The following is a 20,169-nucleotide window of genomic DNA, read 5'->3' as shown; positions in this document are numbered from 1 at the left end:
GTGATCGGGAGTTCGTCATGAGTGTGATGTCTCGTTATTCCGGCCGTATCGCCGGATCGATCGGCGACGATGCGGCGGACTTTTCCGTCGACACCGACGCGCTCGCGATCAATGAAGCCGCGACCAAGACCGACGGTCTCGGCTGCCATGCCGGCGCTGCCGAGATGAAGGCGGCGGCGCAAGCCGCCGGCAAGAGCGACGTGCTCGAACGCTACGCCGCGGACTATCCGAAGGGACCGCACGATCAGCCGCAGAGCATGTGCCCGGCGTTCGGCTCGCTCCGCGTCGGCCTGCGGATGCGCCGCACCGCGACCGTGCTGTCCGGCTCGGCCTGCTGCGTGTACGGCCTGACCTTCGTGTCGCACTTCTACGGCGCCCGTCGCACTGTCGGCTATGTGCCGTTCAGTTCGGAAACGCTGGTCACCGGCAAGCTGTTCGAAGACATCCGCGAGGCGGTGTACAAGCTGGCCGATCCGGCGCAGTACGACACCATCATCATCACCAATCTCTGCGTGCCGACCGCGTCGGGCGTGCCGCTCGATCTGCTGCCGAAGGAGATCAACGGCGTCCGCATCATCGGCATCGACGTGCCGGGATTCGGCGTGCCGACTCACGCCGAGGCCAAGGACGTGCTTTCCGGCGCGATGCTCGAATACGCCCGCAAGGAAGCGGAGCAGGGCCCGGTGCAGGCGCCGCGCGGCGGCCGCAGCGAGCGGCCGACGGTGACGCTGCTCGGCGAGATGTTTCCGGCCGATCCGGTCGGCATCAATCTGATGCTGGAGCCGCTCGGCCTCGCCGCCGGTCCGGTGGTGCCGACCCGCGAATGGCGCGAGCTGTACGCGGCGCTCGACTGTCAGGTCGTTGCGGCGATTCACCCGTTCTACAAATCGTGCATCCGCCAGTTCGATCTCGCCGGCCGCAAGGTCGTCGGCTCGGCGCCGGTCGGTCACGATGGTACCGAAGCGTGGCTGGAAGCGATCGGCACGGCGTGCAACGTCGAGCGCTCAAAGATCGACGCCGCCAAGAATCGTTTCCTGCCGGCGATCAAGGCCGCGCTCGCCGCCAAGCCGATCAATGCGCGTATCACCGTGTCGGGCTACGAAGGCTCGGAGCTGTTGGTCGCACGTCTGCTGATCGAGAGCGGCGCGAACGTGCCTTATGTCGGCACCGCGGTGCCGCGCACGCAGTGGTCGGATCCGGATCGCGAATGGCTCGAGGCCAAGGGTGTGCGGGTGCAGTACCGCGCCTCGCTCGAACAGGACTTCGCGGCGGTCGATGAATTTAAGCCGGATCTCGCCATCGGCACCACCCCGGTGGTGCAGAAGGCCAAGACTATGTCGATCCCGGCCTTGTACTTCACCAACCTGATCTCGGCGCGGCCGCTGTTCGGTCCCGCCGGTGCCGGCTCGCTGGCGCAAGTGATCAACGCCGCGCTCGGCAACAAGGCGCGATTCGACGAGATGAAGGAGTTCTTCGGCGAGGTCGGGCAGGGCTATGCCGCCGGCGTCTGGGAAGACACTCCGAAGGACGTTCCGGCCTATCGCGAGAAGTACAAGAAGCAGATCGAAGCCGCAGCCAAGAAGCGCAAGGCGGAGGAGATGATCTGATGCTCGTCCTCGATCACGATCGCGCCGGCGGCTATTGGGGCGCCGTGTACGCCTTCACCGCGGTGAAGGGTCTGCAGGTGATCATCGACGGTCCGGTCGGTTGCGAAAACCTGCCGGTGACCTCGGTCCTCCACTACACCGATGCGCTGCCGCCGCACGAATTGCCGATCGTCGTCACCGGCCTCGGCGAAGAAGAACTCGGCAAGCTCGGCACCGAAGGCGCGATGCACCGCGCCCACAAGGCGCTTGATCCTTATCTGCCGGCCGTCGTCGTCACCGGCTCGATCGCCGAAATGATCGGCGGCGGCGTCACGCCCGAAGGCACCGGCATCAAGCGCTTCCTGCCGCGCACCATCGATGAGGATCAGTGGCAGAGCGCCGACCGCGCGATCTCGTGGCTGTGGAAAGAATACGGCCCCAAGAAAATTCCGGAGCGCAAGCGCAAGGACGGCGAGAAGCCGCGGGTCAACATCATCGGACCGATCTACGGCACCTTCAACATGCCGTCCGATCTCGCCGAAATCCGCCGGCTGATCGAAGGCATCGGCGCCGAAGTCAACATGGTGTTCCCGCTGGGCACGCACCTGTCTGATATTCCCAAGCTGGTGAATGCCGACGTCAACGTCTGCATGTATCGCGAGTTCGGCCGGCTGCTGTGCGAATCACTGGAGCGGCCGTATCTGCAGGCGCCGATCGGTCTGCATTCGACGACGCGCTTCCTGCGCAAGCTTGGCGAGCTCACCGGCCTCGATCCCGAGCCGTTCATCGAGCGCGAGAAGAACACCACCATCAAGCCGCTGTGGGATCTGTGGCGGTCGGTGACGCAGGACTTCTTCGGCACCGCCAGCTTCGCGATCGTCGCGACCGATACCTATGCCCGCGGCGTGCGGCATTTCCTCGAAGACGAGATGGGGCTGCCGTGCACCTTCGCGATCTCGCGCTGTGTCGGCAAAAAGACTGACAATGAAGCGGTGCGTGCGGCGATTCGTCAGACCCCGCCGCTGATCATGTTCGGCAGCTACAATGAAAGAATGTACTTGGCCGAGACCGGTGGTCGCGCCGTGTACATTCCGGCGTCATTCCCGGGTGCTGTGATCCGCCGTCACACCGGCACGCCGTTCATGGGGTATTCCGGCGCCACTTATCTGGTGCAGGAAGTCTGTAACGCGCTGTTCGACGCACTTTTCAACATTCTTCCGCTCGGCAGTGATCTCGATCGCGTCGATCCGACGCCTGCGCGCCGGCACGAAGAACTGCTGTGGAGCGACGAAGCCAAGGCGCTGCTCGACGAAGTGCTCGAGCAGCATCCGGTGCTGGTGCGAATCTCTGCGGCAAAACGTCTGCGCGATGCCGCTGAAAACAGCGCGCGCCGTGCCGGACAGGAAAAAGTCACTACCGAATTCGTCAGTAAAGCGCGTGCTGCGCTGCTCGACGGGCAATCGGTGTAACGATGATTTGAGCTAGAACAATGCGCTTCACAATGTCGCGACCAAATATGGGCAATCCAAGAGTGAGGAGATGACGATGTCCGACTATGTCCACACCGGCCGTCGCTCGAGGGTTCTACCGGATAGTGCCGCGTTCGAATGTCGGTTGATGTTCGGTGCGTGCTACGCGCTGTTTCTGACCCGCGCGATCGTGGCGCGTGCCATGCCGTGGCGCAAGAAATCCGGCTCCCAGGAATCAGTATTTAGCGAGGCTCACAACGCCGCAAGCGTGCTGGTGACCTCCTCGTTCATGGGAATGTAATTCGGAGATTTCGTCCGGCCTCCGCCGGACGGAAGGCTGCCGTTTTGGAGACGAAACGGTAAATCGCTGTCGTTTCGGAAACGATACGGCAATCGTTGCCGCCCTCGCTCGGGCGGCGTGTCGGCCGAAAGGCCATCACTAGGAGGTGACCAAATGAGTGACGGTTCCATCTCGGGACTTTCCGAAGCGGAAGCCAAGGAATTCCACTCGATCTTCGTGACCAGCTTCTTCCTCTTCATCGTCGTTGCGGTTGTCGCTCACATCCTCGCCTGGATGTGGCGTCCGTGGCTGCCCAAAGCGACCGGCTACGCGATGGACAGCGTTCATCAACTGACCTCGTTCCTGTGCTAAGGGGAGACGACTACTATGTGGCGAATTTGGCTTCTGTTTGATCCGCGTCGCGCGCTGGTCCTGCTGTTCGTGTTCCTGTTCGGCCTGGCCATCATCATCCACTTCATCCTGCTGAGCACCAGCCGGTTCAACTGGCTCGATGGTCCGCGTGCGGCGAAGGCGGCGTCGATCTCGCTGCCGTTCACTCCGCCGAGCATGCCGGTCTAATGGCGTGACTCACTGCTTGCCGGAAGGGCTGGGAAACGGACCGATCTGCCGGGCCCACACCCTTCCGGGAAGCGACATGGACTGGACGACGACGATGGATTTTCCCTGGCTCGCACGCGGAGGAACGATCGATGGCAATGCTCAGCTTTGAGAAAAAATACCGCGTTCGTGGCGGAACGCTAATCGGGGGCGACCTGTTCGATTTTTGGGTTGGCCCGTTCTACGTTGGGATCTTCGGGGTGATGACCGTGTTCTTCGCGCTGATCGGCATTGCGCTGATCGCGTGGAATACCGCGCTCGGCCCCACCTGGAATCTCTGGCAGATCAGCGTCAACCCGCCGGACGCGAAATACGGTCTGGGATTTGCGCCGCTCGCCGAGGGCGGCATTTGGCAGTGGGTGAGCATCTGCGCGACTGGCGCGTTCGTCACCTGGGCGCTGCGTGAAGTCGAAATCTGCCGCAAGCTCGGCATTGGCTTCCACGTTCCGTTCGCCTTCAGCTTCGCGATCTTCGCTTACGTTACGCTGGTGGTGATCCGTCCGGTCCTGATGGGCTCCTGGAGCTACGGCTTCCCCTACGGCATCTTCACGCATCTCGATTGGGTGTCGAACACCGGCTACTCCTACGGCCAGTTCCACTACAATCCCGCGCACATGATCGCGATCACGTTCTTCTTCACCACCTGTCTGGCGCTCGCGCTGCATGGCGGCCTGGTGCTGTCGGCGCTCAATCCCGACCGTGGCGAACCTGTGAAGTCTCCGGAACATGAAAACACCGTGTTCCGTGATCTCGTCGGCTACTCGATTGGTACCATCGGCATTCACCGCCTCGGTCTGTTCCTGGCGTTGTCGGCCGTGTTCTTCAGCGCGGTCTGCATGATCATCAGCGGTCCGGTGCTGGCGGAAGGTGGTTCGTGGCCCGATTGGTGGAATTGGTGGCGCAACCTGCCGATCTGGAATCCGTAATTCAACCGGTCACAAGAGAGTCTTGTCATGGCCCAATACCAGAACATCTTTACGCAGGTCCAGGTTGAAGGACCTGCCTATGCGGGGGTGCCGCTACGTCCCGGCAGCTCTCCTCGCGAGACCCAGACGACGTTCAACTACTGGCTCGGCAAAATCGGTGACGCGCAGGTTGGTCCTGTCTACCTCGGGTTCACCGGTGTGGCTTCCGTGCTGTGCGGGTTGGTCGCGTTCGAGATCATCGGCCTCAATATGCTGGCGTCGGTGAACTGGAGCCCGATCGAATTCCTGCGTCAGTTCTGCTGGCTGGCTCTCGAGCCGCCGAAGCCGGAATACGGCCTGACCATTCCGCCGCTGAAGGAAGGTGGCTGGTGGCTGATGGCCGGGTTCTTCCTGACCGTCTCGATCGCCCTGTGGTGGGTTCGCACCTATCGGCGCTCGCGGGCGCTCGGTATGGGCACTCACGTGTCGTGGGCGTTCGCTTCCGCGATCCTGCTGTACCTGGCGCTCGGCTTCATTCAGCCGGTGTTGATGGGCTCCTGGAGTGAAGCACCGCCGTTCGGCATCTTCCCGCACCTGGATTGGACCAACAACTTCTCGATCAAGTACGGTAACCTGTACTACAACCCCTTCCACTGTCTCTCGATCGCCTTCCTGTATGGTTCGGCCCTGCTGTTCGCCATGCACGGTGCGACCATCCTCGCTGTGAGCCGCTACGGTGGCGAGCGCGAAATCGAGCAGATGCTGGACCGTGGTACTGCACTTGAACGCGCTGCTCTGTTCTGGCGCTGGACGATGGGCTTCAACGCGACGGCCGAATCGATCCATCGTTGGGCCTGGTGGTTCGCGGTGCTCTGCCCGCTGACCGGTGCCATCGGCATCATCCTGACCGGTCCGGTTGTCGACAACTGGTTCGATTGGGGCGTGAAGCACGGCCTGGCGCCGCCGCGGTAATACAACCGCACGTCTATCTGAACGAATGATGCGCGCGCCTGATGGTTCTAGACCCAATCAGGCGCGCGCTGCTGCTTTCGGCTCCCGAGAAAGATGACAGCAGGCGGTTCTTTTGTACCGCTGACTGGTGACGAGGGAAGCGGCCTGCTGTAAACGAAGCGCCTCCAACTCCGCCTGAGAGGCCAACAAAACAAAGCCTGAGAAGACGTTAAGAACAGGGCTGGGCTTTTAGGACGCAGACGCCGGAGTGGAGGGACGAGTTCTTGCTGGAGGATATTTGCCCTGGTGCAAGTGTTCAAATCTCCGAAGGAGTCGCTGGGGGATCTCGGTGCACAGTCTGCTGCGAAGCTGATCGCCGCTGCGACCGATGTCGCGCTGGTGGTCGATCCGCAGGGTGTGATCCGGGACGTGGCGTTTACTAGGGACGAACTGGCCCACGAGCTGGACGGCCAGAGCCGTTGGCTCGGCTCGCGGCTCGTTGACATCGTCACCTCCGATACCCAGCCGAAGATCCGCGAATTACTGCTCGACGCCACCGTGCGCGACGCCCCGACCTGGCGGCAGGTCAACCATCCTTCGCCCAATGGCGAAGACATTCCGGTGCTTTATTCCGCGATCAATTTCGGGAGAGACGACCGCCTGCTGGTGGTGGGGCGTGATCTGCGTCAACTCGCCATGATGCAGCAGCGGTTAATCAACGCGCAGCAATCGATGGAGCGCGACTACATCCGGCTGCGGCACGCTGAGACGAGGTACCGGCTGCTGTTCCAGGTGTCGTCGGAAGCGGTGATGATCGTGGATGCGGCGAGTGAACTCATCGTGGATGCCAATCCGGCGACGCTGGCGTTGTTCGATACCAGCGCGCCCGAGGCGCTGAATGCGCCGGTGATTGGATTCGTCGACGGCGCCGATCAGCAGACGGTGTTGAACCTGTTCGCCGATGTGCGCTCGACCGGCCGCGACGGTCGCGCCCGAGTCAAGCTGGCTGATGGCCGCCGCGAATGTGAGCTGTCGGCGTCGCTGTTCCGCCAGGAGAACGCGTCACTGTATCTGGTGCGGCTCGCGTCGCACGGCGCGCCGCCCGAAGCCGGCAGCGCCAAGACTGCGTCGCTGCTGCTCAACTATTTCGAATCCGCCGCCGATGCGCTGGTAATTACGCAATATGACGGCCGGGTTGCACGCGCCAATCTGGCGTTCCTGGAGATGGCGCAGCTCGGCAGCGCCGAGCAGGCGCGCGGCGAGCTGCTCGATCGCTGGCTCGGCCGCACTGGCGTCGACCTGTCGGTGGCGCTCGCCAATCTGCGCCAGAGCGGGGCGATCAAACTGTTCGCCACCGTACTGCGCGGCGAATACGGCGCGGTCGCCGAGGTCGAAGTCTCGGCGGTCGCCCTGAAGGATAATGATGACAAGCCGTGCTTCGGCTTTGCGATCCGCAATGTCGAGAAGCGGCTGACCACGGCGGCGACGTCGAAGCGCGAACTGCCGCGCTCGGTGGCGCAGCTCACCGAACTGATCGGCCGGGTGCCGCTGCGCGACCTGGTGCGCGAGACCACCGACGTGATCGAAAAATTGTCGATCGAGGCGGCGCTGGAATTGACCGGCGACAATCGCGCTTCGGCCGCAGATATGCTCGGACTGAGCCGCCAGAGCCTCTACGTGAAATTGCGCCGGTACGGCTTAGCTGAACATGCGCCGGAAGGAGACGGAGCCGATGAGTAACAGTGTGGCCGTGCGTCCAGCGCCCTCGGCGGTGCTCGAGGTGCTGCACCCGATCACCTGGTTTCCGCCGATGTGGGCGTTCGGCTGCGGCGTCGTCTCGTCCGGCGTGCCGATCTCCACGCGCTGGGTCGAAGTCATCGCCGGCATCGTGCTGTGCGGCCCGCTGCTGGTCGCCACCAGCCAGGTCGTCAACGACTGGTTCGACCGCGACGTCGACGCCATCAACGAACCGAACCGTCCGATTCCGTCGGGTCGCATTCCGGGACGCTGGGGCCTGTATCTGTCGTTCCTGTGGACCGCGGCCTCGCTGCTGGTCGCCAGCCAGCTCGGCGCCTGGGTGTTCGGCGCCGCCGCGCTCGGCCTGGTGCTGGCCTGGATGTACTCGATGCCTCCGTTCCGCCTGAAGCAGAACGGCTGGCTCGGCAACGGCGCCTGCGCGATCACCTATGAGGGCTTTGCGTGGTTCACCGGCGCCGCGGTGATGCTCGGCGGCCTGCCGCCGTGGTGGATCGTGACGCTGGCACTGCTGTATAGCGCCGGCGCTCACGGCATCATGACGCTCAACGACTTCAAGTCGATCGAAGGCGACATCAAGACCGGCGTCGGCTCGCTGCCGGTGAAGCTCGGCGTCGACAACGCCGCGCGCGTGCTCTGCGCCGTGATGGCGATCCCGCAGGTGATCGTGGTGGCGCTGCTGCTGTCGTGGGATCGGCCGATCCAGGCCGGCATCGTCGGCTTCGTGCTCGTCGTCCAGCTCGCCTTGATGGTGCGGTTTTTGCGCTCGCCGGTCGAACGCGCCACCTGGTTCTCGGGCCTCGGCGTCGCGCTGTATGTGTCCGGCATGATGGCCAGCGCCGTCGCCGTTTCATCGTTCGGAGCAGCTTGATCATGATGCGACCGCTGTCCTGGCTCGGCATTGTTCGGATGGGGCTGGTGCAGACCGGCCTTGGTGCGATCGTCGTGCTGACCACCTCGACGCTGAACCGGGTGATGGTGGTGGAGCTGGCGCTGCCGGCGATGCTGCCCGGCGCGCTGGTCGCGATTCACTACGCGCTGCAGGTGTTCCGCCCCGCCTGGGGCCATGGCTCGGACCGCGGCTCGCGCCGCACGCCGTGGATCATCGGCGGCATGGCGGTGCTGGCGCTCGGCGGCTTCCTGGCCGCCGTCGCCACGGCCTGGATGACGGTGCAGCCACTGTTCGGTACGGCGCTGGCGATCGTCGCGTTCTGCCTGATCGGCGGCGGTGTCGGCGCGGCCGGCACGTCGCTGTTGGTGCTGCTCGCCAAGCGCACCGACGAGAAGCGCCGCGCGGCGGCGGCCACGATCGTCTGGGTGATGATGATCGCAGGCTTCATCGTCACCACTGCGATCGCCGGCCAGCTGCTCGATCCGTTCTCGCCGCAGCGCCTGATCGCGGTGTCGGGCGGCGTGTCGCTGATCGCGATGGTGCTGACCTTCGCCGGCGTGTGGGGCGTCGAAGGCCGCGCTGCGGTCGCGGCACCCGCGGCTGCGCCGAAGGGTTCGTTCCGCAAGGCTTTCCTCGAGGTCTGGCACGAGCCGCAGGCGCGGCGGTTTGCGATCTTCGTCTTCGTGTCGATGCTGGCCTACAGCGCGCAGGATCTGATCCTGGAGCCGTTCGCCGGCGCGGTGTTCGGCTTCACGCCGGGCGAGACCACCAAGCTGTCCAGCGTGCAGCATGGCGGCACGCTGATCGGCATGGCGATGGTGCCGATCATCGGCGCGCTGTTTCCGAGGACGCGCGGCAATCTGCAGATCTGGACGATCGGCGGCTGTATCGCATCGGCGATCGCGCTGCTCGGGCTGTCGTCGGCCGCGATCGTCGGTCCGAGCTGGCCGCTGCGCGGCACCGTGTTCATGCTCGGCGTCACCAACGGCGCTTATGCGGTCGCAGCGATCGGCTCGATGATGGAATTGGTCGGCGCCGGCGGCGAGCATCGCGAAGGCGTGCGGATGGGGCTGTGGGGCGCCGCGCAGGCGATCGCGTTCGGTATCGGCGGCTTCATCGGAACGCTGGCGAGCGATCTGGCGCGCCTGATCCTGGGGGCGCCCGCTCTGTCCTATGCGGCGGTGTTCGCCGCGGAAGCTGGTTTGTTTGTGGTGTCGGCGGCGATGGCTGTGTGGGTGCATCGCGCGCAAAATCGTCGTGACGTTGATTTGGCCAATGCAGCAGTCGCCGGAGGTTGAAATGAGTGATAGCTCCGCAATTTACGATGTTGTTGTCGTCGGCGGCGGCCCTGCCGGCGCTACTGCGGCGTGCGATCTGGCGCGCGCCGGCAAGCGGGTGGTGCTGCTCGACCGCGCCGGCCGGATCAAGCCGTGCGGTGGCGCGATTCCGCCGCGCGCGATCCGCGACTTCGCGATTCCCGACAGCATGCTGGTCGCCAAGATCAACGCCGCCCGGATGGTGTCGCCGAGCAATGTCGAAGTCGACATGCCGATCGACGGCGGCTTTGTCGGCATGGTCGACCGCGAGCATTTCGACGAGTGGCTGCGCCAGCGCGCCGCGACCGTCGGCGCCGAGCGGCGCACCGGCCTGTTCAAGCGGTTCAGCCGCGACGAGGCCGGCGTCAACACGGTGCACTACGAAGGGCGCGGGCCGGATGGTGCGATGACCGACCAGACGGTGCGCTGCCGCGCGATCATCGGCGCCGATGGCGCGGTGTCGGGCGTGGCGCGGCAGTTCCTGCAGGATGCCGACCGCGTGCCGTTCGTGTTCGCCTATCACGAGATCATTAAGGCGCCGACCGCGGAGCAGAAGGCCGCTTTTGAAAGCCGCCGCTGCGACGTGTACTATCAGGGCCACGTCTCGCCGGACTTCTACGGCTGGGTGTTCCCGCACGGCAATACGGTCAGCGTCGGCACCGGCTCGATGCACAAGGGCTTCTCGCTGCGCGATTCGGTCGCGGAGCTGCGCAAGCAGACCGGGCTCGACGAGGTCGAGACCATCCGCAAGGAAGGCGCGCCGATCCCGCTGCATCCGCTGCCGCGCTGGGACGACGGCCACAGCGTGCTGCTCGCCGGCGATGCCGCGGGCGTGGTTGCGCCGGCGTCGGGCGAAGGCATCTACTACGCGCTGCTCGGCGGCCGGCTCGCCGCCGAAGCGGTCGAGGAATTCCTGCAGACCGCCGACGCCAAGGCGCTCAAGCTGGCGCGCAAGCGCTTCATGCGCGGCAACGGTTCGGTGTTCCGGATCCTCGGCCTGATGCAGTGGTATTGGTACGCCAACGACAAGCGCCGCGAACAATTCGTCAGCATCTGCCGCGATCGCGACGTGCAGAAGTTGACGTGGGACGCCTACATGAACAAAAAGCTGGTGCGGGCGAAACCGATCGCCCACGTCCGGATCTTTTTCAAGAACCTGGCCCACATGACGGGGCTGGCTTCGGTCTGATACCTGCAGGCGGTGGCTTGTGAATCCGATCTTTGTTGCGGCCGCCGTCGCAATCTTCGTTGGTCTGCTCGGCGGCTCGCTGACCGACACCGGGACTTGGTACCAAAGCCTGGTGAAACCGTGGTGGCAGCCGCCGGACTGGGCGTTCGGTCCAGCCTGGACGGTGATCTTCGCGCTCGCCGCGATGTCGGCGGTGTACGCCTGGCGCGGCGCCCGCACCCGCGCGCAGCGCGACTGGGTGATCGGCCTGTTCGCCGCCAACGGCTTCTTCAACGTGCTGTGGAGCATGCTGTTCTTCACGGTGCGGCGGCCGGATTGGGCGCTGCTCGAAGTGCCGCTGCTGTGGCTGTCGGTGCTGGCCGGCGTCGTGGTGTTCTGGCGCAGCGCCCGCACCGCGAGCTACTATTTGCTGCCCTATCTGGTCTGGGTGACGTTCGCCGCCTACCTCAACTGGACTGTGGTCGCGCTGAACACGCCGTTCTGAGCCCCTGACGATGCGCGCGCATCGAGAGCCACCATGCAGATGATGTCCGAACTGTTCGCCAGCGGCACCGTGGTCGACGCGGTGCTGATCTTCCTGCTCGTCGAGGCGATCGCGGTGATCGGCTATTGGCTGTGGCGCAAGCGCGGCATCGCGCCGGCCGACTTCCTGCCGGGGATGATTTCCGGCGCGCTGATGCTGCTGGCGCTGCGCGCCGTGCTCGCCGGCGCGGGCTGGATGGTGCCGACGCTGTGCCTGATGGCTGCGGGCGGCGCGCATCTGGTCGACGTGCTGCGCCGCTGGCGCTGAAGACCGGGCAGGGGGCGGACGCTCCCGGCGCGCGCTCAGAAGGCTTCCCAAAACACGAAGGGCTTCGGTTCTTGCGAACCGAAGCCCTTGTGATTTTCAAGCGTCAGTAGGTCGGATCGACTTACTTGAGGGTGGCCAGGTAGGCGACCACGTCCTTACGCTGCTGCTCGTTGGCGAGCTTGAAGGTCATCTTAGTGACGCCAACCGCCTGATCAGCCTTACCCTTATCGGTCAGGAACTTCTTCAGGAACGCGTTCGGATCGTTCAGGTAGTTGATGATGTTGTCAGCGGTCCAGACCAGACCCGCCTCACCCGAGTTGTGGTTCAGCGGCGAATAGGTGAACCCAGCCGCGGTACCCGCCTTACGGCCGACGACGCCGCCGAGAGCCGGACCGACCATGTTCTTGTCGGCGCGGTGGCAGGTCATGCACTGCTTGAACACCGCCTCACCCGCCTTGGCGTCCTGGGCCGAGGCAGTGCCGATCGACAGAGATCCGGCGGTAGCGGCGATGCTGAGAATTGTGAGAAGTTTTTTGACCACGTCTCTCTCCTTAAGAACCCGTCTTGGCGTCAAGCGACCCCGGGCCTCGTAGGCCACGACAAACAGTCGCATCCAAACCCGTTCTGATCGGTTCTGTAAAGTCGTTCTAACACAATTGGACACCGTTCGTTCGATGCGTTTGTGCTAGATGACGTTGATCTGTCGAAATTATATTACCGGTTAGACAATTCGGCTAATTTTCCCTTCCCAGGCTGCAACGGACCCTTGTCAAGGGGCCGTAACCTGCATAAGTCCTTGGGAGCACGGCGGTGTTCTGGACAATGCGTCGTATTGACGCCCTGCCGTGTGCGAGCGGAGCTCATGGCGTCAAAATCCGTTCATGCCGACATCACCCTTCTGCTCGATATGGAGGGTGTGATTCGCGAAGCCACTCTGTCTCCGACAATGGCGGCTGAAAGCGTGGACGGTTGGCTGGGGCGTCGCTGGAGCGACATCGCCGGCACCGAAGGTGGCGACAAGGTTCGCCGGATGGTGGAAGACGCCCGCCGCAGCGGCATCTCGGCGTTCCGCCAGATCAATCAGCCTTTCCCGAGCGGCGTCGAAATCCCGATCGAATTCACCACGATGCTGCTGGGCGATCGCACCGGCATGATCGCGGTCGGCAAGAACATGCAGGCCGTCACCGAGCTGCATTCCCGCCTGATCGCGGCGCAGCAGGCGATGGAGCGCGACTATTGGCGGTTGCGTGAATTGGAGACTCGCTACCGGCTGGTGTTCGACGCAGCTGCCGATGCGGTGATGATCGTCTCCGCCAGCGACATGCGCATCGTCGAAGCCAACCGCGCGGCGGCCAATGCGATCAGCCGCGAGCGCGGCAATGACGACCTCGCCGGCCGCGATTTCCTCGCCGAAGTTGCCGCTGCCGATAGGGATGCGGTGCGCGACATGCTGGCCCAGGTGCGTCAGCGCGGCACCGCGCTCAGCGTCCTCGTCCATCTCGGCCGCTACGACCGCGCCTGGATGCTGCGCGGCTCGCTGATGTCGTCGGAACGCCGTCAGGTCTTCCTGCTGCACTTCACCCCGGTGACGACGACGCCTGCGATCGACGAAGTCGACGACGACGCCGTGCTGCGCGGATTGATCGACCGCATTCCCGATGGTTTCGTCGCGCTGGATTCGGAAGGCGTCGTCCGTCACGTCAATCAGGCGTTTCTCGATCTGGTGCAGATCGGCTCCAAGCCCGCGGCGGTCGGACGATCGCTGGGCAGCTGGATGGGCCGACCGGGTGCCGATCTGTCCAGCCTGCTGACGCTGCTGCGGCGATACAAGACCGTGCGGCTGTTCCAGACCACGATCCGCGGCGAGCTCGGCACCGAGACCGAAATCGAAGTCTCGGCTGTCGATGGCGAAGAGGATCAGTACATCGGCGTGCTGATGCGCAATGTCGCGCGGCGGCTCGACGCTGCCGACGACAACGATGCCTTGCGTCAGGCGCTCGGTCCGATCAGCAAACAGCTCGGGCGATCCTCGCTGCGCAAGCTGGTGAAGAACGCCGTGAGCATCGTCGAGCAGCACTATGTGAAGGAAGCGCTGCTCCGCTCCAGGGGCAACCGCACGGCAACTGCCGAACTGCTCGGATTGAGCCGGCAAAGTCTTTATGCAAAACTCAACCGTTACGGCTTCGACGACAAAGGTGTCGTTGCTTCTGCTGCCGACGGTGCAGAGGGCGCCTCAGACGACGCAGAGGATTGAGTGGCAGGTCATGCCTCTGGCAGCCCCGCATTCGGGACTGCCGATCTTTCGAATTGCGAACGTGAAGAAATCCATCTCGCCGGCTCGATCCAGCCGCACGGCGCGCTTCTGGTCGTCAGCGAGCCGGATCATCGCGTCATCCAGGCCAGCGCCAACGCCGCAGAATTCCTGAACCTCGGAAACGTGCTCGGCGTTCCGCTCGCCGAGATCGACGGCGATCTCTTGATCAAGATCCTGCCGCATCTCGATCCCACCGCCGAAGGCATGCCGGTTGCGGTGCGATGCCGGATCGGCAATCCCTCGGCGGAATATGATGGCTTGATCCATCGGCCGCCGGAAGGCGGGATGATCATCGAACTCGAACGCGCCGGCCCGCCGATCGATCTGTCCGGCACGCTGGCGCCGGCGCTGGAGCGTATCCGTACGGCGGGATCGCTGCGTGCGCTGTGCGACGACGCCGCGCTGCTGTTCCAGCAGCGCACCGGCTACGACCGGGTGATGGTGTATCGCTTCGACGAGCAGGGCCACGGCGAAGTGTTCTCCGAGCGCCACGTCCCCGGGCTCGAATCCTATTTCGGCAACCGCTATCCGTCGTCGGACATTCCGCAGATGGCGCGGCGGCTGTACGAGCGGCAGCGCGTCCGCGTGCTGGTCGATGTCGGCTACCAGCCGGTGCCGCTGGAGCCGCGGCTGTCGCCGCTCACCGGGCGCGATCTCGACATGTCGGGCTGCTTCCTGCGCTCGATGTCGCCGATCCATCTGCAGTACCTGAAGAACATGGGCGTGCGCGCCACCCTGGTGGTGTCGCTGGTGGTCGGCGGCAAGCTGTGGGGCCTGATCGCCTGCCACCACTATTTGCCGCGCTTCATCCATTTCGAATTGCGGGCGATCTGCGAACTGCTTGCCGAAGCGATGGCGACGCGGATCACCGCGCTCGAAAGCTTCGCGCAAAGCCAGTCGGAGCTGTTCGTGCAGCGGCTCGAGCAGCGCATGATCGAAGCGATCACCCGCGAGGGCGATTGGCGTGCGGCGATCTTCGACACCACGCAGTCGATTCTGCAGCCGCTGCACGCCGCCGGCTGCGCGCTGGTGTACGAAGATCAGATCCGAACGATCGGCGAAGTGCCGGCCACGCAGGACGTCCGCGAGATTACCGCCTGGCTCGATCGCCAGCCGCGCACGGCGGTGACGTCGACCGCTTCGCTCGGTCTCGACGTGCCGGAGCTCGCACATCTGACGCGGATGGCGAGCGGCGTGGTCGCGGCGCCGATTTCGGATCACCGCGGCGAGTTTCTGATGTGGTTCCGCCCCGAGCGCGTCCACACCGTCACCTGGGGCGGCGATCCGAAGAAGCCGTTCACGATGGGCGATAAGCCGGCGGATCTGTCGCCGCGGCGCTCCTTTGCCAAGTGGCATCAGGTCGTCGAAGGCACGTCCGATCCGTGGACGGCCGCCGATCTCGCCGCGGCTCGCACCATCGGGCAGACCGTCGCCGACATCGTGCTGCAATTCCGTGCGGTGCGGACATTGATCGCCCGCGAACAATACGAACAGTTTTCGTCCCAGGTGCACGCCTCGATGCAGCCGGTGCTGATCACCGACTCCGAAGGCCGCATCCTGCTGATGAACGACTCGTTCCGCGAGATGCTGCCGGCCGGCGCGCCGTCGGCCGCCCATCTCGACGATCTCGCCGGCCTGTTCGTCGAATCCAACGACTTCCTGCGCAACGTCGCCGAGCTGATCGATCACGGCCGTGGGTGGCGTGGCGAAGTGCTGCTGCGCGGTGCCGGCAACAGCCCGCTGCCGCTGGCGGTCCGCGCCGATCCGGTGACGCGGACGGAGGATCAGTCGCTCGGCTTCGTGCTGATCTTCAGCGACGCTACCGATCGTCGCACGGCAGATGCCGCACGCACGCGTTTCCAGGAAGGCATTCTCGCCAGCGCGCGTCCTGGCGTGCGGCTCGACTCCAAGTCGGACCTTTTGCACGAGAAGCTGCTGTCGGCGCTGGTCGAGAACGCTCAGCTCGCCGCGTTGGAGATCACCTACGGCGTCGAGACCGGACGAATCGCCGAACTGCTCGAAGGCGTCCGCCAGTCGATGCTGCGCACCGCCGAAGTGCTCGGCCATCTGGTGCAGCACGCGGCACGCACCGCCGGCAGCGACAGCTCGAACAACGGCTCGCAGAATAAGACCTAGCGCTGCGTCTCTCAGCCGCAGGCGTGGCGACCAGCGCTTAGGCAGCTCTGTGGTCGATCGAGACAGGCTGCGACTCTCGATCTTTGCAACACAAAGAACCTCATGGTGAGGAGGCGCAAAGCGCCGTCTCGAACCATGCGCCGCAGGCGATGCGGCCGCTCATCCTTCGAGACGCCCGGCTGCGCCGGGCTCCTCAGGACGAGGACTTTAGTGCCCTTCACAAGGATCATATCGGCTGCAATCAATCGATGAAGGAGTTTAAGCAGCCAGATGCTGCTGCACCGCGACCGAGAGCGCGATGTTGCAGGTGAACGCGACCGCGCCTTCTTCGATCACTGCTGCTGCATCGGGAGCCGCCGCGCCGGCGCGCTCCAGTGCCTCGCGGTATTCGGTCTTCAAGGAGGCCGGATCGCCGATTGCCGAAAAGTCGTAGTGGGCGAGTTCAGCGGCGCTGAGCTGCATGGTCTTCTCCAGCAGCCGGCGTACGATCTGTCCGCCGTTGAGATCGCCAAGATAGCGGGTGTAGGCATGCGCGATCAGGCGGCTGCCGTCGCCTTCGCTCACTTCTGCAATCCGCTCGGCATAAGCTTCCGCGGCCGGCAGCACCGGCAGCCGCTCGTGCCAATCCGCGCCGGCAAGCGCGGCGAGGTCGGATTCGATCGCCGGCGTGCGGGCCAGCGGATGCGCCGCAAGCGGCGCGAGGATTGGATTGTCGCGGTGGCGTTCGATGCCCGCTTCGATCGCCCGATAGGCCGGGTGCAGATTGCGCAGCAACAGCGTGTAGCCATCGCGGCCAGCGGTGCCGTGCAGAATCTCGGAGAGGATGCCCGACTTCTCGGCTTCCAGATGCAGCTGTCGGGTCCGCACATACAACGCGGTAACGACGCTCTCGGCGCCGCGCTCCGCTGCTTCCACCACCATACCAAGCCTCCAATGCAGAAGGCCTTATAGCAGAAATCGATTCGCGATTGCGAACCCGCGTCAGCTCTTGTTCCGCGCGGCGTGGACCAGCGCGCGGGCGAGCCGCGGCGCGGTCGCGCCATCGACCGCATAGCCGTCCGCTCCGATCGAGCGGATCAGTTCCGGCCTGAGCAGCAGCAGCGGGCCGCCGAGCAGGATCGCCACGTCGCGATTGCGCGAGTCGCGACGGATCTCCTGGACGTAGCGCTTGAGCTGATCGAGGTGGCGATCGCCGCCGACCGAAAAGCCGACGACGTCGAACATGCGCTCCTGCACCAGCGACATCATCTCGCGGCGCGTGTTGAACGGGCCGGTCCAGATGTCCCAACCATCGCGCCTGAAGAACTCTGCGACCATCGTCAGCCCGAAGCTGTGTTGTTCGCCGTCCAGCGTGGTCAGCAGCACCGTGCCACCACCACTGGCGCGGTGATCATCGGCAACGCTTTCACCGAGATGGCGAAGAATTCGTTGCAGCCGACTGACGCCGAGCGTGACGTTGAGGAAGTTCGCGCTGTCGTGCTCCCACATCTCGCCGAGGCGCTGCGCAGCGGGCGCGAGCAGGTTGAGGAAGATCAATTCGGTGGCAGTCCCCTGCGCGATAAGACTCTCCACGTAGTCGAAGGCAGCAGTCTCGTCGTGACCGAGAACCAGCAGGGTGAAGTGCTGCACACCGAAAGGCGTACCAGGATCGACCGGGGCGGACATGTTCGAAAACGGGATCGCGTGCAGCTTAATTCGGGAATGGGTGAGAGTTCGAAGCGATAGCGCAATGGCAGAGGTCTGGACCCGGGGGCGTGCTCGCCAGAGAGGCTCCGGGATCGGAGGGGGCAGGGGCGTCACCGGGAGGTTGGCCGGTTCGGCGTCGGCAATGGCCGCGATCGGATGGTCGTCCCAGTCCGTCATGAGCGGTACTCCCTGACCTTCGACTTAAGGCTGACGGCCGACAGACCGTCAAGTTTAATTTACGTATGGTTTGATTGACAGTGGCATGTGTGGAGACTAGCCTTTGTTGATCAGCCGCACTTTAGGGAGTGGCGCGGTGCATCGTCCGTCAGCATCAGATCAAGAAAAAGAGGGTCTCGGTGCGACAGTCCCGGCCTCCCAATCTAACGTTCCGGTATCGCACCACCGCGACACGCACGTGTCAAACGTTCTTTACATGAAGAGCGCGGAGGGTGCTGTGCCGCACGATGGCACCGCTGGGTCGGTTTCTCAGCAAAAGCAGACGGTTAAGATGCTCTACACGCCCGAAGAGCGGGTTCGCCGAGACGCAACAAAATGGACGCTGGTGCAGGGGATCCTGGCGCCGGTCCAGTTCGTCGTCTTCCTCGTCAGCCTCGGCCTGGTGCTCCGCTATCTCGGAACCGGCGACGGCTACACCGCTGCGACCGTGTCGGTCGTGATCAAGACGCTGGTGCTCTACACCATCATGATCACCGGCGCGATTTGGGAGCGCGAAGTCTTCGGCTGTTACTTGTTCGCGCCCGCGTTCTTCTGGGAGGACGTGTTCAGCTTCCTCGTGCTGGCGCTGCACACCGTCTATCTGGTGATGCTGTTCCTCGGCCTCGGCGATGCGCGCGATCAGATGTATGTCGCGCTCGCGGCCTATGCGACTTACGTCGTCAACGCCACCCAGTTCGTGCTCAAGCTGCGCGCCGCGCGCCGCGACGAACGTCTGGCCGGCCTGCGTGAGCCCTCGGTGTCCGGGAGCCGCGCATGACCGTTCATGTCACAGGTTGTTCGGCCGCGACTGCGGATCAGCTGGTCGCTCGCGAAATCCGCACCGAGAGCGGACAGCGCGAGGTGTTCTGCGGGCTGACCGGCATCGTCTGGCTGCATCGCAAGATCCAGGACGCATTCTTCCTCGTGGTCGGCTCGCGCACCTGCGCGCATCTGGTCCAGTCGGCCGCCGGCGTGATGATCTTCGCCGAGCCGCGGTTCGGCACGGCGATCATGGAAGAGAAGGATCTGGCCGGTCTCACCGACGCCAATGACGAGCTCGATCGTGTGGTGACACAGCTGCTGGCGCGCCGGCCCGACATCAAGCTGTTGTTCCTGGTCGGCTCGTGCCCGTCGGAAGTCATCAAGCTCGATCTGTCGCGCGCTGCGCTCCGCCTGTCGCAGCGGTTCTCGCCGGGCGTGCGTATTCTCAACTACTCGGGCAGTGGCATCGAAACCACCTTCACCCAAGGCGAGGACGCCTGCCTGGCGTCGATGGTGCCGGAGCTTCCCGCCGCAACCGACACCAAGCCGTCGCTGCTGGTGATCGGCTCGCTGGCCGACGTCGTCGAAGATCAATTCAAGCGGATGTTCGATGCGCTCGGCATCGACAACGTCGCGTTCTTCCCGCCGCGCAACTCGGCCTCGCTGCCGAGCGTCGGGCCGAACACCAAGATCCTGATGGCGCAGCCGTTCCTGCCCGACACCGTGCGGGCCCTGGAAGAGCGCGGCGCCAAGCGCCTCGCGGCGCCGTTCCCGCTTGGCGTCGAAGGCACCACCGGCTGGCTGCGCGCCGCGGCCGATGCGTTCGGTGTCGACCCGGCGAAGTTCGATCAAGTCACCGCGCCGAACCGCGCCCGCGCCGAACGTGCGCTCGCTGCGTTCAAGAGCGAGCTCGGCGGCCGGCGAATCTTCTTCTTCCCGGATTCGCAGCTCGAGATTCCGCTGGCGCGCTTCCTGTCGCGTGAGCTGGACATGCAGCTCGTCGAAGTCGCGACGCCGTATCTGCATCGCGAGCAGCTCGCCGAAGAGCTCAAGTTGCTGCCGGCCGAAGTCGCGCTGACCGAAGGTCAGGACGTCGACGATCAGCTCGACCGCTGCCGCATCGCGCGTCCCGATATCGTGGTGTGCGGCCTCGGTCTCGCCAATCCGCTCGAAGCGGAAGGCATCACAACCAAATGGTCGATCGAACTCGTGTTCACCCCGATCCAGGGATACGAGCAGGCGGCCGATCTTGCTGAATTGTTCGCGCGGCCGCTGGTGCGGCGCGCCAAGTTGGTGGCCTGACC

20 protein-coding genes are annotated in these 20,169 nt (G+C 64.5%); 17 read left to right on the top strand and 3 right to left on the bottom strand.

Annotation, left to right across the window (positions count from 1 at the left end):
- Nucleotides 1–17: 17 nt before the first annotated feature.
- The 13 genes from bchY (at nt 18) to VRZ08_RS22410 (ending at nt 11,751) form a co-directional block, all read left to right on the top strand.
- Complete coding sequence (gene bchY / locus VRZ08_RS22470; RefSeq protein WP_414533950.1) at nt 18–1,607, top strand: chlorophyllide a reductase subunit Y; 1,590 nt, start codon at nt 18–20, stop codon at nt 1,605–1,607.
- On the top strand, nt 1,607–3,055 hold the full coding sequence (gene bchZ / locus VRZ08_RS22465) for a chlorophyllide a reductase subunit Z (RefSeq protein ID WP_107343540.1): 1,449 nt from the start codon (nt 1,607–1,609) through the stop codon (nt 3,053–3,055). Before bchY ends, bchZ begins: the two co-directional genes overlap by 1 nt.
- Nucleotides 3,056–3,131: 76 nt before the next feature.
- The gene (locus VRZ08_RS22460; RefSeq protein ID WP_012495147.1) at nt 3,132–3,356 is read left to right on the top strand and encodes a hypothetical protein; all 225 of its coding nucleotides are present in this window, start codon (nt 3,132–3,134) and stop codon (nt 3,354–3,356) included.
- A 153-nt stretch (nt 3,357–3,509) separates the two neighbouring features.
- On the top strand, nt 3,510–3,707 hold the full coding sequence (gene pufB / locus VRZ08_RS22455; protein WP_011157086.1) for a light-harvesting antenna LH1, beta subunit: 198 nt from the start codon (nt 3,510–3,512) through the stop codon (nt 3,705–3,707).
- A 15-nt stretch (nt 3,708–3,722) separates the two neighbouring features.
- The gene (gene pufA / locus VRZ08_RS22450) at nt 3,723–3,914 is read left to right on the top strand and encodes a light-harvesting antenna LH1, alpha subunit (protein WP_011157087.1); all 192 of its coding nucleotides are present in this window, start codon (nt 3,723–3,725) and stop codon (nt 3,912–3,914) included.
- Nucleotides 3,915–4,045: 131 nt separating this feature from the next.
- Nucleotides 4,046–4,879, top strand: a complete 834-nt coding sequence (gene pufL / locus VRZ08_RS22445; RefSeq protein WP_011157088.1) for a photosynthetic reaction center subunit L — start codon at nt 4,046–4,048, stop codon at nt 4,877–4,879.
- Between the two features lie 27 nt (nt 4,880–4,906).
- Entirely contained in the window at nt 4,907–5,830 is a 924-nt protein-coding gene (gene pufM / locus VRZ08_RS22440) for a photosynthetic reaction center subunit M (RefSeq protein WP_107343541.1), read from the top strand.
- A gap of 285 nt (nt 5,831–6,115) precedes the next feature.
- Nucleotides 6,116–7,549, top strand: a complete 1,434-nt coding sequence (gene ppsR, locus VRZ08_RS22435) for a transcriptional regulator PpsR (protein WP_107343542.1) — start codon at nt 6,116–6,118, stop codon at nt 7,547–7,549.
- Nucleotides 7,542–8,435 carry a chlorophyll synthase ChlG gene (gene chlG, locus VRZ08_RS22430; RefSeq protein ID WP_234820134.1) on the top strand — a complete coding sequence of 298 codons (894 nt, stop codon included), beginning with the start codon at nt 7,542–7,544 and terminating at the stop codon, nt 8,433–8,435. Before ppsR (VRZ08_RS22435) ends, chlG begins: the two co-directional genes overlap by 8 nt.
- 2 nt (nt 8,436–8,437) lie before the next feature.
- Nucleotides 8,438–9,754 carry a BCD family MFS transporter gene (locus VRZ08_RS22425; RefSeq protein WP_107354747.1) on the top strand — a complete coding sequence of 439 codons (1,317 nt, stop codon included), beginning with the start codon at nt 8,438–8,440 and terminating at the stop codon, nt 9,752–9,754.
- Between the two features lies 1 nt (nt 9,755).
- Nucleotides 9,756–10,961 (top strand): geranylgeranyl diphosphate reductase, encoded by a 1,206-nt coding sequence (locus VRZ08_RS22420; protein ID WP_414533949.1) that lies wholly within the window; start codon nt 9,756–9,758, stop codon nt 10,959–10,961.
- A gap of 19 nt (nt 10,962–10,980) precedes the next feature.
- Nucleotides 10,981–11,445, top strand: a complete 465-nt coding sequence (locus VRZ08_RS22415) for a TspO/MBR family protein (RefSeq protein ID WP_011157094.1) — start codon at nt 10,981–10,983, stop codon at nt 11,443–11,445.
- Between the two features lie 33 nt (nt 11,446–11,478).
- The gene (locus VRZ08_RS22410; RefSeq protein WP_164573483.1) at nt 11,479–11,751 is read left to right on the top strand and encodes a hypothetical protein; all 273 of its coding nucleotides are present in this window, start codon (nt 11,479–11,481) and stop codon (nt 11,749–11,751) included.
- 121 nt (nt 11,752–11,872) lie between these two features.
- Here VRZ08_RS22410 and VRZ08_RS22405 read toward each other — a convergent pair whose 3' ends face one another.
- A complete protein-coding gene (locus VRZ08_RS22405) occupies nt 11,873–12,292 on the bottom strand; it encodes a c-type cytochrome (RefSeq protein ID WP_011157096.1) in 420 nt (139 codons plus the stop codon).
- 321 nt (nt 12,293–12,613) lie between these two features.
- Here VRZ08_RS22405 and ppsR (VRZ08_RS22400) point away from each other — a divergent pair, with 321 nt between their 5' ends.
- Both ppsR (VRZ08_RS22400) and VRZ08_RS22395 read left to right on the top strand, forming a co-directional pair.
- Complete coding sequence (gene ppsR / locus VRZ08_RS22400) at nt 12,614–14,005, top strand: transcriptional regulator PpsR (RefSeq protein ID WP_263991053.1); 1,392 nt, start codon at nt 12,614–12,616, stop codon at nt 14,003–14,005.
- The gene (locus VRZ08_RS22395) at nt 14,006–16,201 is read left to right on the top strand and encodes a GAF domain-containing protein (protein WP_414533948.1); all 2,196 of its coding nucleotides are present in this window, start codon (nt 14,006–14,008) and stop codon (nt 16,199–16,201) included.
- A 258-nt stretch (nt 16,202–16,459) separates the two neighbouring features.
- Here VRZ08_RS22395 and VRZ08_RS22390 read toward each other — a convergent pair whose 3' ends face one another.
- A complete protein-coding gene (locus VRZ08_RS22390) occupies nt 16,460–17,122 on the bottom strand; it encodes a heme oxygenase (biliverdin-producing) (RefSeq protein WP_107354751.1) in 663 nt (220 codons plus the stop codon).
- A gap of 60 nt (nt 17,123–17,182) precedes the next feature.
- Nucleotides 17,183–17,866 carry a B12-binding domain-containing protein gene (locus VRZ08_RS22385; protein ID WP_414533947.1) on the bottom strand — a complete coding sequence of 228 codons (684 nt, stop codon included), beginning with the start codon at nt 17,864–17,866 and terminating at the stop codon, nt 17,183–17,185.
- 529 nt (nt 17,867–18,395) lie between these two features.
- On the opposite strand from VRZ08_RS22385, the gene bchF reads away from it, so the two are divergent.
- Complete coding sequence (gene bchF / locus VRZ08_RS22380) at nt 18,396–18,881, top strand: 2-vinyl bacteriochlorophyllide hydratase (protein ID WP_107343551.1); 486 nt, start codon at nt 18,396–18,398, stop codon at nt 18,879–18,881.
- Nucleotides 18,878–20,167, top strand: coding sequence for a ferredoxin:protochlorophyllide reductase (ATP-dependent) subunit N (locus tag VRZ08_RS22375; protein WP_414533946.1), 1,290 nt, complete (start codon nt 18,878–18,880; stop codon nt 20,165–20,167). Before bchF ends, VRZ08_RS22375 begins: the two co-directional genes overlap by 4 nt.
- Nucleotides 20,168–20,169: the final 2 nt, after the last annotated feature.

The sequence above is a fragment of the Rhodopseudomonas sp. G2_2311 genome, from assembly GCF_047501505.1.
Taxonomy (GTDB): Bacteria; Pseudomonadota; Alphaproteobacteria; order Rhizobiales; family Xanthobacteraceae; genus Rhodopseudomonas; species Rhodopseudomonas palustris_H.
This window is presented reverse-complemented; position numbering and strand designations above follow the sequence as displayed.